Below are 15,401 nucleotides of genomic sequence, written 5' to 3'. Positions count from 1 at the left end.
AGCTCAGGCCTCCTCGAACAGCTTCGACCGCAGCGGCTTGCTCGCGGTGGCAGCCCGGTAGGCCTCGACCGCCGCGCGGGCGGCTTCGTCGAGCACCGCGGGCACCTGCACCTCGACGGTGGCGAGCAGGTCACCCTTGCTACCGTCGGACTTCGGGGCACCGCGGCCGCGGACCCGGAAGGTCCGCCCGTTGGGGGTCCCGGCCGGCACCTTGAGGGTGACCGGGGACCCACCGAGCGTGGGGATCTTGATCTCGGAACCGAGCGCGAGCTCGTCGAAGGAGACCGGCACGTCGAGGACGAGGTTGTCGTCCTTACGGCCGAAGAGCCGGTGCCCGGACACCTTCACGGTGACGTAGAGGTCGCCTGCGGGTCCACCGCTCTCGCCCGGAGCGCCCTTGCCCCGCAACCGGATCCGCTGGCCGTCCTTGACGCCGGCGGGGATGCGGGCCTGGATCGTGCGGGCCGAGGTGCCGCGGCCGCTGCCGTGGCAGGTCGGGCACGCCTCGTCGTACACGAGCTGGCGGCCGCCGCACATCGGGCAGGTCTCGTTGATCGAGAACGCGCCACCGGCGGAAGCGACCACGAAGCCGGCGCCCTCGCACTGGGGGCAGACGTGCGGCTTGGTGCCGGGCTTGCCGCCGGTGCCCTTGCAGTCGGGGCACGCGGAGTCGGAGGTCAGCCGCAGCGAGACGGTCACGCCGTCGATGGCGTCGGTGAAGCTGATCGTCGCGGTGGTCTCGACGTCGGCGCCCTTCTGGGCACGCGTGCGCCGGTTGCGACCGCCGCCGCCCCCGAAGAGGTCGCCGAACATGTCGCCGAAGCCGCCGCCCGAGCCGCCCCGGTCCCGGAGCAGGTCGTTGAGGTCGAAGTTGCCGCCGGTGCCGCCACCGCCGCCGAAGCCACCGGGGTAGCCCCCCCGGAAGCCGCCGGCGTAGGCGCTGCGCATCTCGTCGTACTTGGCGCGCTTCTCGGCGTCTCCGATGACGTCGTAGGCCTCGGCGACCGCCTTGAACTTGTCGTGCTTGGCGGTGTCACCCGGGTTGGAGTCGGGGTGGTTGGCGCGCGCGAGCTTGCGGTAGGCCTTCTTGATCTCGTCGGCCGTCGCGCTCTTGCTGACGCCGAGCTCGGCGTAGAAGTCCTTCTGCGCCCAGTCGGCTCTGAACCCGTCAGTGCTGCTCATCGCGCACCTCCCTCCTCGTCTCTTCGGTGGTCGAGCTCGTCGGAACCGCTATGCCGTGGGCCCGCTGGGCGGGTCCACCACGAGCACCTGTGCGGCCCGGACGACCCGGTTGCCGATCCGGTAGCCGGCCTTGGCAACCACCTTGCAGGTGGTCACCTCGACCTCGGGGTCCTCCCCGATGTGGGAGAGAGCCTCGTGGATCGTGGGGTCGAACGCCTCGCCAGGCGCACCGAACTTGGTGAGCCCGAGCCCGGCGACGACCCGCTCCAGCTGGTCGGCCACCGTCTGGAAGCCGGCGTCCAGGCTCTGCCCACTCTTTTCGCTGTGCTCGCGGGCCCGGTCGATGGTGTCGAGGACCTCGGTGATCGGGGCGAGCGCGGCGTACGTCGCGTTCTCCCGGATCAGGTCGCGGTCCCGCTCGACGCGGCGCTTGTAGTTGACGAACTCGGCCTGGAGCCGCTGGAGGTCGTTGGTCCGCTCGGCGACCGCGATCTGGGCGAGGGTCAGCTCGTCCATCTCGGGCGTCGGCTCCTCGGCCACGGCCTCCTCGACCACGGCCTCCTCGGCTGCCGGCTCCTCGGGCTGAGGAGCAGGGGTCTCCTGCTCCTCAGCCTCCGGGATGCCGTGCTCGTCCTGGGACGGCTCGGTCACTTGGACTCGTCCTCTGGGCCCTCGTCGACGATCTCGGCGTCGACGACGTCGTCGTCCGACTCGCCGGTCGAGCCGGCGGAGCCGCCGGCAGCGGCCTCCTCGGCCTCGGCCGCGGCGTACATCGCGGCGCCCATCTTCTGGCTGGACTCACCGAGCTTGGTGACCCCGGCCTGGATGGTCTCGGCGCTCGCCTCGGCGTCCTCGAGGATCGCCTTCAGCGCGTCGACGTCGGCCTGGACCTCGGTCTTCACGTCCTCGGGCAGCTTCTCGGCGTTGTCGCCGAGGAACTTCTCGGTCGTGTAGACGAGCTGGTCGGCCTGGTTGCGGGTCTCGACCGCGGCGCGCCGGTTGGCGTCCTCCTCGGCGTACTGCTCCGCCTCCTTGACCATCCGGTCGATGTCGTCCTTCGACAGCGCGGAGCCGCCGGAGATCGTCATCGACTGCTCCTTGCCGGAGCCCTGGTCCTTCGCGGTCACGTGCACGATGCCGTTGGCGTCGATGTCGAAGGTGACCTCGACCTTCGGGATGCCGCGCGGGGCCGGCGGGAGGCCGGTCAGCTCGAAGTTGCCGAGGGGCTGGTTCTGCGACCACATCTGACGCTCGCCCTGGGCCACCTTGATCTCGACCGACGGCTGGTTGTCGTCGGCGGTCGTGAAGATCTCGGACCGCTTGGTCGGGATGGTGGTGTTGCGCTCGATCAGCGTGGTCATCACGCCGCCCTTGGTCTCGATGCCGAGAGACAGCGGGGTGACGTCGAGGAGCAGCACGTCCTTGACCTCGCCCTTGAGGACGCCGGCCTGCAGGGCCGCGCCGACGGCGACGACCTCGTCCGGGTTGACGCCCTTGTTGGGCTCCTTGCCGCCGAGCAGCTCCTTGACGACGTCGCTGACGGCGGGCATCCGGGTGGAGCCACCGACGAGCACGACGTGGTCGATCTTGTCGACCGCGACGCCGCCGTCCTTGAGCACCTGCTGGAAGGGCTTCTTGGTGCGGTCGAGCAGGTCGGCCGTCAGCTTCTGGAACTCGCTGCGGCTGAGCTTCTCCTCGAAGTGCAGCGGGCCGGACTCACCGTGGGTGATGTACGGCAGGTGGATCGTGGTCTCGGCGGACGAGGACAGCTCGATCTTCGCCTTCTCCGCGGCCTCTTGGAGGCGCTGCTTGGCGATCTTGTCGGCGCCGAGGTCGACACCGTTGTTGTCCTTGAACTTCTTGACCATCCAGTCGACGACGCGGGCATCCCAGTCGTCACCACCGAGGTGGTTGTCACCGGAGGTCGCCTTGACCTCCACGACACCCTCGCCGATCTCGAGGAGGGACACGTCGAACGTGCCGCCACCGAGGTCGAAGACGAGGATCGTCTGGTCGTCGCCCTTGTCGAGGCCGTAGGCCAGCGCGGCGGCGGTCGGCTCGTTGACGATCCGGCTCACGTTGAGGCCCGCGATCTCGCCGGCCTCCTTGGTGGCCTGGCGCTGCGCGTCGGAGAAGTACGCCGGGACCGTGATCACCGCGTCGGTGACCGGCTCGCCGAGGTAGGCCTCCGCGTCGCGCTTGAGCTTCTGCAGGACGAACGCGCTGATCTGCTGCGGCGTGAAGTCCTTGCCGTCGACGTCGGTCTTCCAGTCGGTGCCCATGTGGCGCTTGACCGAGCGGATGGTCCGGTCGACGTTGGTCACGGCCTGGCGCTTGGCGACCTCGCCGACCAGCACCTCGCCGGACTTGGCGAAGGCGACGACGGACGGGGTCGTCCGGGCGCCTTCGGCGTTTGCGATGACGGTGGGTTCGCCACCCTCAAGGACGGCGACGACGCTGTTCGTCGTGCCGAGGTCGATGCCGACCGCACGTGCCATGGTGTCTGTACCTCCGGGTTGAGTCCTGCTTCAGCGGCCATCGTGCTCCGCCGACGTCAGTTTGCCAAATAGGTTGAGTCCGATCAACTCAACTTTGCTTACTCGGCTCAACGGAGGTCCTGGGCGATTCATTCCTGGATCAGCCGACGAACTTCGCTCCGTCGCCGACGCCGAGCAACGCCGCCGCTGCCGACGCCTCACCGGGGGCGGCGTACCGCTTCGCCAGGCGACGGACGCGGTCCTCGTACGCCGCCAGGTCGGCCGGGTCGAGCACTTCTCGTCCGGCGCCCGGGCGTCCGCGTCGGAAGAAGGCGGCCGGATCCTTGAGAACGCCGCGCGCGCCGGGCGCCCGGTCGGCGGCCCGTCGGCGCATGGAGTCGAACGAGGCCGCCACGACCAGATCGGACCAGGCCTCGCCGGCGACCGGGATCTCCAGGGCGCTGGCCAGGGCCCGCATCTCGCCCTCGAGGTCGGCCACCATGTCGGCGTACGCGACGACGTGGACCAGGCCGGAGCCGCAGCGGCCCCAGGCGTCTGACGCGTGGTGGACGACCCCGTCGAGCGAGTCCATCGAGACCGTCCGGTCCACCTCCGCGAGCGTCCAGTCCCGCAGCCACCCGGCGAGTGGTGGACGCGGCGACGACGGGCGCACCGGCTCGCCAGTCAGCTCCGCCACCCGCTCGCGGTCGATGTTGTCGCCCTGGTGGAAGAGCGAGACGGCCACGTCGAGCGGGTCGCGCACGACCACGACGTACGCCGCCCGGAGGTCGAGCACCACGCCGTCCAGGGGCGTGTGCGTCTTGACGACACGCCGACCCGCCTGCTCCTCCAGCCGTTGGAACAGTGCGTCCTCGGGCTCCACCAACCAGTCGACCCACGGCGACAGCTCTCCCAGCGGCGCCGGCAGGTCGGGCGAGCCGTGGATCATCGAGACCAGGATCTGCTGCATCCACGTCGTGCCGCTCTTGGAGCGCGTGCTGACGACGATGTCGCCGTCGCGGAAGGGGAAGCGCCGCCAGCGGTCGCTGTCCTCCTCGGAGCTCCGGTAGCGGATCACCCGACGAACTTCTGGACCAGCCCGATGCGCTCCAGGCCGCGGACGTCGGCCATCGGGATCCAGCGCGCCTCGTCGGTCGTGCCGTCCAGCTCCTTCGTGAGCTCGCCGCCCACGACGTGCGCGCGGAACACGACGCGCACGTTCTTCTGCCAGCGCTCGGACGACAGGATCCGCTCGTCCGGAGCGTTGACCAGCGTGTCGACACCGAGCAGCCCGTCGAGCTCGACGTCGTACCCGGTCTCCTCGCGCACCTCCCTGACCGCGCCCTCCTCAGCGCTCTCGTGCAGGTCCACCCCGCCGCCCGGCAGCGTCCACAGCGGCTCCTCCGGCTCGTTCCACAGCGCGAGGAGCACCCGGTCCTGGTCATCGACGATCACGGCGTACGCCGCCAGTCGGGTGTCGTACTCGGTGAACTCGGCTGGCGATCCCATGAGTCCATCCTCACTCATGGGAATGTTCGACCCCCCGCCCGGAGATGGAACAGGTATGACCGTTTCCAACGTCGTCCTGAACAACGAGACCACCATCCCGCAGCTCGGCTTCGGCGTCTTCCAGGTACCGCCCGACCAGACCGCGCAGGTGACCGGCACCGCGCTCGAGGTCGGCTACCGACACATCGACACCGCGCAGATGTACGAGAACGAGGCTGGTGTCGGTGAGGCGATCAAGGCCTCGGGCATCGCCCGCGACGAGCTCTACATCACCAGCAAGCTCAACAACACCTTCCACGAGCCCGACGCCGCGCGCCGGGCGTTCGACGAGACGCTCACCCGGCTGGGTCTCGACCGGATCGACCTCTTCCTCATCCACTGGCCGCTCCCGACACGGTACGGCGGCGACTATGTGTCCACCTGGCGCACGCTGAACGAGTTCGTGGCCGACGGTCGCGCGACCTCGGTCGGGGTCTCCAACTTCCAGCCGGCCCACCTGGACCGGATCATCGAGGAGACCGGCCTCGTCCCCGCGGTGAACCAGATCGAGGTGCACCCCTACTTCACGAACGAGGCGGCCCGCGCCGCGTCGATCCGCCACGGTGTCGAGGTCGAGGCCTGGTCGCCGATCGCGCAGGGCAAGGTGCTCGACGACGCCGTCATCGGCGAGATCGCCACCGCGCACGGCAAGACTCCGTCGCAGGTGACGCTGCGCTGGCACATCGAGCGCGGCGACATCGTCTTCCCCAAGTCGATGCGCGAGGAGCGGATGCGCGAGAACTTCGACATCTTCGACTTCACGCTCACCGAGAGCGAGGTGGCTGCCATCGACGCGCTCGACCAGGGCGAGGCGGGCCGCACCGGCCCCAACCCGGACACCTTCGACTGGATCCCGAGCTAGGCGGTCCCGGACGGCGGCGCCGCCCACCAGGTGGCGCCGCCCACCACTCCGCCTGGCCTGTACCGGCCGCCGCCCGCGACACCTGGCCTGCCGAACACCGGTGGGCCGAACGGTGGACTCGTCGGCCTCGACGCCTTCCTGCAGCTCGCCGGCGTGGTGCTGGTCCGGCGAGCGGGCCGGATCACCAGAGACGGATAGGGCGCGAGTAGTCCCGAGCCCGGGGCCAGGCATCGGGGCCAGGCATCGGGGCTACTCGCCGAGCGCCCGGCCCCAGGACTCGAGGATCGCGGCGAGCCGGGACCGGTCGGCGTCGTCGAGCAGGCCGACCAGCCGGTGCTCGTTGGCCATGTGGGCGACGAACGCCCGGTCGATGACGTCGCGGCCGGCGTCGGTCAGCGCGACCACCCGGCCGCGGGCGTCGTTGTCGCTGACCCGACGGGTGACCCAGCCCTGCTCCACGCAGCGGTCGACCCGCTTGGTGACCGCCCCCGACGAGACCATCGTCCAGTCGGCGAGGTCGCCCGGCGTGAGCTCGTACGGCGCACCCTCGCGCCGGAGCGTGGCCAGGATGTCGAACTCCCCCTCACCGAGCCCGAACTCGCTGTAGACGGCGACCAGCTCCTCGGTCAGCCTCGCGGCCAGCCGGTGCAGCCGGCCGATGACGCCCTGCGGCGACACGTCGAGGTCGGGCATGGCGTCGTTCCACTTCGCCATGATCCGGCCGACGTGGTCGAGCTCCTCGGGTTCGCCGGTCGGGCGACTAGTCACGGATGCGATCGACGTCGGCGGAGTGCTCGTCGCGAACGACGACCACCGGGCAGGCGGCGTGCCGGACGCACTGCTCGCTCACCGATCCCAGCGCGAGGCCCCGGAAGCCGCCCTTGCCCCGGGCTCCCACCACCAGCAGGTCGGCGTCACGAGACGCCTCGATCAACCCGTTGGCCACCGCTCCTCGCACGCAGTCGCAGTCCACCTCGACGCCGGCCCCTCGCTCGGCGACGACGCGCTCGACGTCCGACCGCAGCCGCTGCCGTACGGCGTCCTCGAACTCCTCGAGCGGGGGTACGTACCCGAGCGTCATCGACGCCGGGCGCGGCGCCGTCGCCATCGTCCAGCCGCGGATCACCCGGATCCGGGCGTCGCAGTGACGCGCGTAGTCGAGCGCCCAGGCGAGCGCGACATCAGCGGTGGACGACCCGTCGTACCCGACGATCACGGTGCGCATGCCTCGGAATATATCTCACCTGGAAACTATTATGTCTTCCGTGGAAACTACAACGCCTGCCCGCTGGGGCGGCACCCTCACCCTCGCGGCCCTGGCCCCCATCGCGTGGGGGTCCGGCTACTACGTGACCGAGACGTTACTGCCGCCGGACCGCCCGCTCTTCGGCGCGATGGTCCGCGCACTGCCGTTCGGCCTGCTGCTGCTCGCGTTCCGCCCCCAGCTGCCGAAGGGGATCTGGTGGTGGCGGGCGCTCGTGCTCGGCACCCTCAACATCGGCGCCTTCTTCGTCCTCATCTTCATCGCCGCCTACCGGCTGCCGGGCGGCACCGCCGCCACCCTCACCGCGACCGCGCCGATCATGGTGATGCTGGTCGCGTGGGGACTGATCGGCGAGCGGCCCCGCGCCGCCTCGCTGGCGGGCGCCGCCGTCGGCGCCGCCGGCGTGGCCCTGCTCGTGCTCCGCGCCGACTTCGCGGTCGACCCGATCGGTGTCGCCGCGTCGTTCGGCGCCGTCGCCATGTCGTCGGTGGGCTTCGTGCTCGTCAAGCGGTGGCGGCCGCCGGTCGACCTGCTCGCCTTCACCGCCTGGCAGCTGGTCGCCGGCGGCCTCGTGCTGCTGCCGATCGCCCTGATCGTCGAGGGCACCCCGCCGACCCTGAGCGCGAGCGCGATCGGCGGCTTCCTCTACCTCGGCATCGCCGGGACGCTCGTCGCGTACGTCGTCTGGTTCCGCGGCCTGCGGCAGCTGCCGGCCGGCGCCGTGTCACTGGTCGGTCTGCTCAACCCGGTCTCCGGGACGATCATCGGCGTCGTGCTGGCGGGCGAGACGTTCGGCGGCAGCCAGGCGCTCGGCCTGGTGATGGTGCTCGCCGGCATCGTGGCCGGTCAGCCCGCCGTGATCGACCGGCTCCGACGGCGTCGGTCAGCCGACGGTGACGCGGACCTCGCCGGACTCCAGCCCGGAGTCGGTGTCGACCACCCGGAACCGGTTCACGCCTGACTTGCTGGTCTGCACGGCGATCTGGAACGCCTCGCCGCTGACCGAGCCGGTCGCGGGGAAGTCGACCCACGACCCGTCCTGCATCCGCTGCACGGTGAGGATCGCGCCCTCGCCCATCGGATAGACGCCGGTGAGCTGGAACTGCTCCATCGGGCCGACCTCGGTCATCGAGGCGGACAGCGTGATCTCGCGCTCCGGCGACTCGCTCACCGACGGGTCCTCGGACTCGCTCGGACTCTCACCCTCCGGCGCGAGGGACGTCTCGGGGTCGGTCGCCTCCGAGGTCTTCGACGGGGTCGGCAGGTAGATGCTCGCCTGCTCGTCGGCGCTCGAGCCGTCGTCGTCGCCACCGATGCCCAGCACCTTGGTGCCGGCGAGCACCACGAGACCGATCACGAGCCCGACGACCAGCCCGACGCCCACCAGGGCGACCAGCCCGGCGATGATCGGGTGCTCCTCGCTGGGTCGGTCCGGCAACTTGTCGACCACGTCGTTCCTCCCGGTGCTAGACGTACGCCGACATCCTCCCTCAGCGCGGCTCGAGGAGCACGATCGGGATCTCGCGGTCGGTCCACTTCGCGTACTTGGCGAAGTCGGCGTACAGCTCGACCAGGCGCGGCCACAGCTCGGCGCGCTCGTCGGCGTCAGCGGTGCGCGCGCGGACCCGGCGTACGCCCTGCTTGCGGACGCGGACGGCGGTGTCGGGGTGGGCGACCAGGTTGGGGTACCACTGCGGGTCCTTCGGGAGCCCGCCCTGGGACGCCACGATCACGAGGTTCGGGCCGTCCTCGAGATAGAGCAGCGGCGTGGTGAATGTGGTCCCAGACTTGCGGCCGACGTGGTCGAGCAGCAGCGTCGGCACCGGCTTGCGGAAGCCCGCACCGATCCGCCACTTCGAGCCGACCCGGCCGTTGGTGAGCTTGAAGAGCCGGACCTGGGCACGCGCCATGTACTTGATGACCTTCACGGTCACCGGGGAGTCGAGACCCTCGGGCTTCTCCTCAGGAAGTCCGAACCCCATGGGTCAGATGCCTCGCTTCCAAACGATCTCCTCGTGCAGCTTGCGGCTGCGCCAGCCGTCCGGCGTACGTGTCATCGTGTGGTGGTAGATGCCGCCGAACTCCACGACCTTCTCGACATCCTTGCCGCCATCCTTGTCGGGCACAGTCAGGGGCATCGGGTTGTGGAAGTACGCCGAACAGGTCGCCTCGTCGCCTTCGATGCTGATGTCCAACTGGTGCAGGGAGTGCATCCGCTTCGGGAAGAACGCCGGCAGCACCTCGGCGAGCCATGGCTTCACCGCCGGGTAGCGCTCGGCGATCCCGCCCGACTCGGTGTAGTCGATCTCGGCGTCCGCAGTGAAGACCGTGTCGAGCAGGTCCCACGCCCCGGTGTCGATGCCGCGGGTGTAGCGGATGACGACGCCCTCGATCTCGAGCCGGTCACTGATCTCCTGCACATCCATGTGTGAACTCTGGCACAAAACTGGAACACGTTCTAGTGTGGCGTCATGCGATTCAGCTACGCCGAGGCGATGACGCAGGCGACGTACTACGCCCCACTGGCCCAGGCGGCGGAGGCTGCGGGCTACACGAGCATGACCGTGGCCGACAGCGTCATCTACCCGAAGGACTCCGACTCGAAGTACCCCTACACCGACACCGGGGACCGCGAGTTCCTCGACGGCAAGGAGTTCATCGAGACGATGGTGCTGTGCGCGCACCTGTTCGCGGTGACGACCACGCTCCGGCTCACGCCGTTCGTGCTCAAGCTGCCGATCCGGCCGCCGGTGCTGGTCGCCAAGCAGGCCTCGTCGCTGGCGTTCCTGTCCGACAACCGCCTCGGCCTCGGTGTCGGCATCTCGCCGTGGCCCGAGGACTTCGACGCGATGGGCGTCGACTGGGCCAAGCGCGGCAAGCGGATGGACGAGTGCATGGACATCCTCCGCGGGCTCACCACCGCGCAAGATCAACAGAGCTTCTTCGAGTATCACGGGGACTTCTACAAAGTGGACGCGCTCAAGCAGTGCCCGGCGCCGACAAAGGCACTCCCGCTGCTGGTCGGTGGCCACGCCGACGCCGCCCTGCGCCGCGCCGTACGCAAGGGCGACGGCTGGATGCACGCCGGCGGCGACGGCGAGGAGCTCGACCGGCTGCTCGTCCGCCTGGCCGAGATCCGCAAGGAAGAGGGTGACACCCGCGACGACTTCGAGGTGCACGTCATCTCCTACGACGCCTACACCGTCGACGGCATCAAGCGCCTGGAGGACAAGGGCGTCACCGACTGCATCGTCGGCTTCCGGGTCCCCTACATCAAGGGGCCCGACACCGAGCCCCTCGACAAGAAGGTCGCTCACCTCGAGCGGTACGCCGAGGACATCATCCACAAGGTCAACGGATGAGCCCGGGCATGGCCGAAACGGCGGTCGAGGTGCGAGGCGCGCCAGCGCCGAGCCTCGAGACCACCACCACAGGAGCGACCCGATGAGCGAGTCCTACAACCTGACCAAGGTCCTCCAGGACGCGATCGCGGAGGCCGAGGAGCTGGTCGCCAACGCGCCGTTCATCAAAACCGAGCAGGACCGCCTCGAGGGCTACGACTACCTCGCGGGCCGGATCCGGATGGCCATGCAGATGGCCTTCGACCACGACCTCGACCGGCCGCTCTTCATCAACCCGACGCACCAGTTCTCCCGGCAGGGCCTGGACAACCCGGACGCGATCTACTTCAACGCCTATCTCAAGGAGGGCGTCGAGTACGTCGTACGCGGGCGTCGCGGCACGTCGGCCGACCTGTCCTTCCAAGTCATGTCGGGCTCCTACTCCGCGGACTCGGCGGCCGGCTCGTTGATGGCCTTCGACGACCGTGAGCTGGAGAAGGACGCCGACGGCAACTTCGAGTTCACCTACGTCGCGGAGCCAGGCGCCAAGACGATGATCGTGCGCGAGGTCTTCAACGACTGGGACACCGAGGAGCGCGGCCTGATCACCATCGAGCGGGCCGACACCCTCGGCCAGCCCGCGAAGCCGCTGCGCAGGGAGCGGCTGGCCCAGCGCTACGAGGTCGCCGCGAAGAGCCTGGTCGGCTCGATCCAGACCTGGATCGCGTTCCCGCACTTCTTCCAGTACAAGGAGCCGGTCAACCAGCCGACGGCACCGCAGTCGACGCCCGGCGGGCTGTCCTCGCAGCGCTCGTCGATCGGCCACTACGCGCTGGCGGAGGACGAGGCGCTGGTCATCACCGTGCCCGAGTGCACCGACTGCGCCTACCAGGCCATCCAGATCGGCTCGGACTGGTATGCCTCGACCGACTACGAGACCCACCAGACCTCGCTCACGAAGGCGCAGGCCGTCACCGACCCGGACGGCAAGATGAGGTTCGTGATCTCGGAGGCGCCTCCCGGCGACACGCCGATCGCGAACTGGCTGGAGACCACCGGCCACCGCACCGGCGCCCTGATGCTGCGCTGGCAGCGCCTCACCCGCGACCTCGACGCCTCGGACGGCCCCGTGGCCGAGGTGATGCCGCTCGCGGACGTACCGACTCGGGTCCCGCACTTCACCCCCCTCACCCCCGAGGAGTACGCCGAGCGGATCGCCGCCCGGCAGCGCTCCGTTGCCCGAAGGATGCTGAGTTGAACAGGAAGACATGCCGATGAGCGAGCTTGGCTACGCCGAGGCCCACGACACCTCGATCGAGGAGCGCTACACCGCCGCACCCCTGCTCAAGGGGAAGGTCATCGTCATCTCGGGCATCGGCCCCGGCCTCGGCCGGTCGCTGGCCGACGAGGCCGCCAAGATGGGCGCAGACCTGGTGATCGCCAGCCGCACCGAGTCCCGGCTGCTCGAGCTCCAGGCCGACCTCGAGGGCCACGGCGTGAAGGTCGTCAGCGTCGTCACCGACGTGACTGACGAGGACTCCCGGATCAACCTGCGCGACAAGACCCTCGAGGCGTTCGGCCGCGTCGACTGCGTGATCAACAACGCGTTCACGATCCCGCCGATGGACCCGATCACCCAGATCGAGCCGCGCAAGCTCGCGAAGGTCAACGAGACCAACGTCTTCGCGCCACTGCGGCTCTCTGCGCTCTTCGCCGACGCGCTCGCGGAGAGCAAGGGCTCGATCATCATGCTGAACTCCTGCGTCTCCTTCAGCTCCCAGCCCGAGTACGCCGGCTACAAGCTCTCGAAGGGCGCGCTCGAGCACCTCGCCTCGTCGCTCGCCACCGAGCTCGGCCCGCGCGGCGTCCGGGTCAACAGCGTGGCGCCGTCGTACATCTATGAGGACGTCAACCGCGGCTACTTCGACTTCCTGGCCGCCGTCGAGAGCAAGACGCACGAGGAGGTGTACGCCGAGAAGGCGGCGCCGACCGACCTCAAGCGGCTCGCCTCCTCCGAGGAGGTCGCCCGCGCGACGCTCTTCCTCGCCAGCGACCTGGCCTCCGCGGTCACGGGTCAGATGCTGACCGTCGACTGCGGCGAGTTCCACGACTGATGACCGGGTCGTCCGCTTCTCGGCTAGCTATAGGTGCTCGTGAAGCGGACGACCCGACTGGGAGAGACCGATGAGTGACAACATCATGGTGCGCGAGCGGCCCGAAGTCGGGTCGTACGACGACATCGTCGCGGCCGCCGTACGCACCACCGGCATGTCCGACTTCGGCGGCCGGGTCCACGAGGAGGGCCTGCGGGTTCTGATCGAGGACCTGTCGTCCCCGGAGGCCGGGCTGACGCCACGCGGCAACTACTTCCAGCGCTCCGAGGTGAAGTCGGCACTGGTCGGCGTACTGCTCACGCAGGCACAGTTCGCCGTCCACCCGGAGCACAAGGACGTCCCGATCGAGCGGCCGATCTTCCTGATGGGCCTGCCGCGCACCGGCACCACCGCGCTGCACCGCTACCTGCACGCGGACCCGAACGCCCAGGGTCTGGAGATGTGGCTGACGCAGTACCCCCAGCCGCGCCCGCCGCGTGAGACCTGGGAGTCGGACCCGATCTTCAACGGCATGCAGCAGGCCTTCTCGGCGCACCACGTCGAGAACCCGGAGTTCATGGGCATCCACTACATGGATGCCACCACCGTCGAGGAGTGCTGGCGGTTGCTGCGCCAGACCGGCAAGTCCAACTCCTACGAGGCTCTGGCCAACGTGCCGCGCTACACCGAGTGGCTCAAGCAGCAGGACTGGACCGACGCCTACGCGCGGCACAAGGAGAACCTCCAGCTGGTCGGCCTCAACGACCGGGACAAGCGATGGGTCCTCAAGAACCCGTCGCACATGACCGCGATCGACGCCCTGATGACGGTCTATCCCGACGCGCTGATCGTCTACACGCACCGCGACCCGGTCACCTGCATCGCGTCCTCCTGCTCGCTCTCCGCGGAGACGACGGCCGGCCACAGCTCGACGTACGTCGGCGGCGTCATCGGCCACACCCAGCTGGATCTCTGGTCGCGAGCCTTCCACGCGTTCCACGACGCGCGTCCGGCGTACAACCAGGACCAGTTCATCGACATCGCCTTCAAGGACCTGGTCGCCGACCCGCTGAGGGTGACCCGGCGCGTCTACGACCAGTTCGGGCTCGACTGGACGCCCGAGGTGCAGTCAGCGATCGAGGAGATCGACCAGGAGTCCAAGCAGGGCAAGGCGAAGCCCTCGCACACGTACACGCTCAAGGACTACGGCCTCACCGAGCACCGGGTGCGTGCGGCCTTCGACCGATAGCCGACTTGCCGGGATAGTCCCTGACGTTTCGGGCCCGGGGAGCGCTCCCAGCCAACCGAAGAGTCAGGGACTACCCCGCCGCTCGTCTCAACCAGGGAGAGAACATGAAGAAGCGCATGGTCGTCTGGGGCACCGGTGTCGTCGGGTCGATGGTGATCGCGGAGATCGTGGACCACCCGGTCTTCGAGCTCGTCGGCGTGGGCGTGTCCAACCCCGCGAAGGTCGGTGTCGACGCCGGCACCATCTGCGGGATCGCACCGACCGGAGTGATCGCGACCGACTCGGTCGACGAGCTGATCGCGCTCGAGCCTGACGCGCTGGTGCACTACGGGCCGACCGCGCAGTACGCCGACGACAACATCCGCGTCATGTCCGCGTTCCTGCGTGCCGGCATCGACGTCTGCTCGACCGCGATGACGCCGTGGGTCTGGCCCGGTATGAAGCAGATCCCGTCGAACTGGCTCGACCCGATCACCGAGGCGTGCGCCGCCGGGAACGCATCGTGCTTCACGACCGGCATCGACCCCGGCTTCGCCAACGACCTGTTCCCCCTGACGCTGATGGGTCTCTGCGGCCGCGTCGACTCCGTGCGCGCGTCGGAGCTGCTCGACTACACCGACTACGAGGGCGACTACGAGGACGAGATGGGCATTGGCCGCTCGCCTGACTTCACGCCGCTGCTGGAGATCCCGGAGCTGCTGATCATGGCCTGGGGCGCGACCGTCCCGATGATCGCGCACGCCGCCGGCATCGAGCTCGACGACATCACCACCACCTGGGAGAAGTGGGTGACGCCGACCGACCGCAAGACCGCCAAGGGCGTCATCTCCGCGGGTCAGGTGGCAGCCATTCGCTTCACGATCAACGGCGTGTACGGCGGCCGCGAGGTGATCAGCCTCGAGCACGTCAACCGGATCGGCCTCGACGCCGCCCCCGACTGGCCCGCGGGCTCGGCCGACGACGTCTATCGCGTCGACATCCACGGCTCGCCGTCGATCAGCCAGGAGACGGCGTTCCGGTTCGCCGACGGCTCCGGCCGTGCCCCGGCGGTGGCCGGCTGTCTGGCCACCGGGCTGCGCGCGCTCAACGCCGTACCTGCTGTCAACGACCTGCCCGCCGGCTGGGTCACCGCGCTCGATCTGCCGCTGATCCCGGGGGTCGGCACTATCCGCTAGCCGCGGCCGACGCTGTTTCATCAAGGGATGAAGTCGGAACGACACTTCCCACGGCGAGCACCGCACGGGGAGTGCCGCCTCGCCTTCATCCCTTGATGAACCCGCACTCCCACGACGCGGGTCCCTCATACCGTCTAGCGCGACCCCGGCACGAAGACGGCGTCGTACGCCGGCACGCAGGTCAACGCCGTTATGACACCGTTATGCACC

17 protein-coding genes are annotated in these 15,401 nt (G+C 69.3%); 7 read left to right on the top strand and 10 right to left on the bottom strand.

Going from position 1 to position 15,401, the window contains the following annotated elements; all coding sequences use genetic code 11:
• Positions 1 to 3 precede the first annotated feature (3 nt).
• From dnaJ to ABEA33_RS23670, 5 genes are all read right to left on the bottom strand, one after another.
• Complete coding sequence (gene dnaJ, locus ABEA33_RS23690) at positions 4 to 1,182, bottom strand: molecular chaperone DnaJ (RefSeq protein WP_345529560.1); 1,179 nt, start codon at positions 1,180 to 1,182, stop codon at positions 4 to 6.
• A 48-nt stretch (positions 1,183 to 1,230) separates the two neighbouring features.
• Entirely contained in the window at positions 1,231 to 1,833 is a 603-nt protein-coding gene (gene grpE / locus ABEA33_RS23685; protein ID WP_345529559.1) for a nucleotide exchange factor GrpE, read from the bottom strand.
• Positions 1,830 to 3,680, bottom strand: coding sequence for a molecular chaperone DnaK (gene dnaK, locus ABEA33_RS23680; protein WP_345529558.1), 1,851 nt, complete (start codon positions 3,678 to 3,680; stop codon positions 1,830 to 1,832). Before dnaK ends, grpE begins: the two co-directional genes overlap by 4 nt.
• A 139-nt stretch (positions 3,681 to 3,819) precedes the next feature.
• Positions 3,820 to 4,737: a sulfotransferase domain-containing protein gene (locus ABEA33_RS23675; protein ID WP_345529557.1), complete on the bottom strand. Its 918-nt coding sequence runs from the start codon at positions 4,735 to 4,737 to the stop codon at positions 3,820 to 3,822.
• A complete protein-coding gene (locus tag ABEA33_RS23670; protein ID WP_345529556.1) occupies positions 4,734 to 5,168 on the bottom strand; it encodes an NUDIX hydrolase in 435 nt (144 codons plus the stop codon). The genes ABEA33_RS23675 and ABEA33_RS23670 overlap by 4 nt, the downstream gene beginning before the upstream one ends.
• Before the next feature lie 55 nt (positions 5,169 to 5,223).
• Between ABEA33_RS23670 and ABEA33_RS23665 the strand changes: the two genes are divergently transcribed.
• A complete protein-coding gene (locus tag ABEA33_RS23665) occupies positions 5,224 to 6,069 on the top strand; it encodes an aldo/keto reductase (RefSeq protein WP_345529555.1) in 846 nt (281 codons plus the stop codon).
• Between the two features lie 249 nt (positions 6,070 to 6,318).
• Here the strand turns inward: ABEA33_RS23665 and ABEA33_RS23660 are convergent, their stop codons facing one another.
• Positions 6,319 to 6,837 carry a MarR family winged helix-turn-helix transcriptional regulator gene (locus ABEA33_RS23660; RefSeq protein WP_345529554.1) on the bottom strand — a complete coding sequence of 173 codons (519 nt, stop codon included), beginning with the start codon at positions 6,835 to 6,837 and terminating at the stop codon, positions 6,319 to 6,321.
• Positions 6,830 to 7,294 carry a universal stress protein gene (locus ABEA33_RS23655; RefSeq protein WP_345529553.1) on the bottom strand — a complete coding sequence of 155 codons (465 nt, stop codon included), beginning with the start codon at positions 7,292 to 7,294 and terminating at the stop codon, positions 6,830 to 6,832. Before ABEA33_RS23655 ends, ABEA33_RS23660 begins: the two co-directional genes overlap by 8 nt.
• 40 nt (positions 7,295 to 7,334) lie before the next feature.
• On the opposite strand from ABEA33_RS23655, the gene ABEA33_RS23650 reads away from it, so the two are divergent.
• Positions 7,335 to 8,294 (top strand): EamA family transporter, encoded by a 960-nt coding sequence (locus ABEA33_RS23650; RefSeq protein WP_345529552.1) that lies wholly within the window; start codon positions 7,335 to 7,337, stop codon positions 8,292 to 8,294.
• Here ABEA33_RS23650 and ABEA33_RS23645 read toward each other — a convergent pair.
• From ABEA33_RS23645 to ABEA33_RS23635, 3 genes are read right to left on the bottom strand one after another with little or no spacing between them, the layout of a single operon-like run.
• Complete coding sequence (locus ABEA33_RS23645) at positions 8,217 to 8,783, bottom strand: hypothetical protein (protein ID WP_345529551.1); 567 nt, start codon at positions 8,781 to 8,783, stop codon at positions 8,217 to 8,219. The genes ABEA33_RS23650 and ABEA33_RS23645 overlap by 78 nt on opposite strands.
• Positions 8,784 to 8,823: 40 nt before the next feature.
• The gene (locus ABEA33_RS23640) at positions 8,824 to 9,315 is read right to left on the bottom strand and encodes a nitroreductase/quinone reductase family protein (protein WP_345529550.1); all 492 of its coding nucleotides are present in this window, start codon (positions 9,313 to 9,315) and stop codon (positions 8,824 to 8,826) included.
• 3 nt (positions 9,316 to 9,318) lie between these two features.
• On the bottom strand, positions 9,319 to 9,759 hold the full coding sequence (locus ABEA33_RS23635) for a nuclear transport factor 2 family protein (protein WP_345529549.1): 441 nt from the start codon (positions 9,757 to 9,759) through the stop codon (positions 9,319 to 9,321).
• A gap of 45 nt (positions 9,760 to 9,804) precedes the next feature.
• Here ABEA33_RS23635 and ABEA33_RS23630 point away from each other — a divergent pair, with 45 nt between their 5' ends.
• From ABEA33_RS23630 to ABEA33_RS23610, 5 genes are all read left to right on the top strand, one after another.
• Positions 9,805 to 10,695, top strand: coding sequence for a TIGR03619 family F420-dependent LLM class oxidoreductase (locus tag ABEA33_RS23630; RefSeq protein ID WP_345529548.1), 891 nt, complete (start codon positions 9,805 to 9,807; stop codon positions 10,693 to 10,695).
• 82 nt (positions 10,696 to 10,777) lie between these two features.
• Complete coding sequence (locus ABEA33_RS23625) at positions 10,778 to 11,932, top strand: hypothetical protein (protein WP_345529547.1); 1,155 nt, start codon at positions 10,778 to 10,780, stop codon at positions 11,930 to 11,932.
• A gap of 16 nt (positions 11,933 to 11,948) precedes the next feature.
• Entirely contained in the window at positions 11,949 to 12,788 is an 840-nt protein-coding gene (locus ABEA33_RS23620) for an SDR family oxidoreductase (protein WP_345529546.1), read from the top strand.
• A 70-nt stretch (positions 12,789 to 12,858) separates the two neighbouring features.
• Positions 12,859 to 14,016, top strand: a complete 1,158-nt coding sequence (locus ABEA33_RS23615; protein ID WP_345529545.1) for a sulfotransferase family protein — start codon at positions 12,859 to 12,861, stop codon at positions 14,014 to 14,016.
• Positions 14,017 to 14,120: 104 nt separating this feature from the next.
• The gene (locus ABEA33_RS23610; RefSeq protein WP_345529544.1) at positions 14,121 to 15,191 is read left to right on the top strand and encodes an NAD(P)H-dependent amine dehydrogenase family protein; all 1,071 of its coding nucleotides are present in this window, start codon (positions 14,121 to 14,123) and stop codon (positions 15,189 to 15,191) included.
• Positions 15,192 to 15,401: the final 210 nt, after the last annotated feature.

It is taken from the genome of Nocardioides endophyticus (genome assembly GCF_039543845.1).
GTDB classification, from domain to species: domain Bacteria; phylum Actinomycetota; class Actinomycetes; order Propionibacteriales; family Nocardioidaceae; genus Nocardioides; species Nocardioides endophyticus.
The sequence above is the reverse complement of the archived record's forward strand: the minus strand, read 5'-3'. Positions and strand labels throughout refer to the sequence as shown.

Excerpts from the sequence above, each read along its gene's own strand:
- dnaJ (WP_345529560.1), bottom strand. The coding sequence starts at position 1,182 with ATGAGCAGCACTGACGGGTTCAGAGCCGACTGGGCGCAGAAGGACTTC.
- dnaK (WP_345529558.1), bottom strand. The coding sequence starts at position 3,680 with ATGGCACGTGCGGTCGGCATCGACCTCGGCACGACGAACAGCGTCGTC.
- ABEA33_RS23670 (WP_345529556.1), bottom strand. The coding sequence starts at position 5,168 with ATGGGATCGCCAGCCGAGTTCACCGAGTACGACACCCGACTGGCGGCG.
- ABEA33_RS23665 (WP_345529555.1), top strand. The coding sequence starts at position 5,224 with ATGACCGTTTCCAACGTCGTCCTGAACAACGAGACCACCATCCCGCAG.
- ABEA33_RS23655 (WP_345529553.1), bottom strand. The coding sequence starts at position 7,294 with ATGCGCACCGTGATCGTCGGGTACGACGGGTCGTCCACCGCTGATGTC.
- ABEA33_RS23640 (WP_345529550.1), bottom strand. The coding sequence starts at position 9,315 with ATGGGGTTCGGACTTCCTGAGGAGAAGCCCGAGGGTCTCGACTCCCCG.
- ABEA33_RS23635 (WP_345529549.1), bottom strand. The coding sequence starts at position 9,759 with ATGGATGTGCAGGAGATCAGTGACCGGCTCGAGATCGAGGGCGTCGTC.
- ABEA33_RS23630 (WP_345529548.1), top strand. The coding sequence starts at position 9,805 with ATGCGATTCAGCTACGCCGAGGCGATGACGCAGGCGACGTACTACGCC.
- ABEA33_RS23625 (WP_345529547.1), top strand. The coding sequence starts at position 10,778 with ATGAGCGAGTCCTACAACCTGACCAAGGTCCTCCAGGACGCGATCGCG.
- ABEA33_RS23620 (WP_345529546.1), top strand. The coding sequence starts at position 11,949 with ATGAGCGAGCTTGGCTACGCCGAGGCCCACGACACCTCGATCGAGGAG.
- ABEA33_RS23615 (WP_345529545.1), top strand. The coding sequence starts at position 12,859 with ATGAGTGACAACATCATGGTGCGCGAGCGGCCCGAAGTCGGGTCGTAC.
- ABEA33_RS23610 (WP_345529544.1), top strand. The coding sequence starts at position 14,121 with ATGAAGAAGCGCATGGTCGTCTGGGGCACCGGTGTCGTCGGGTCGATG.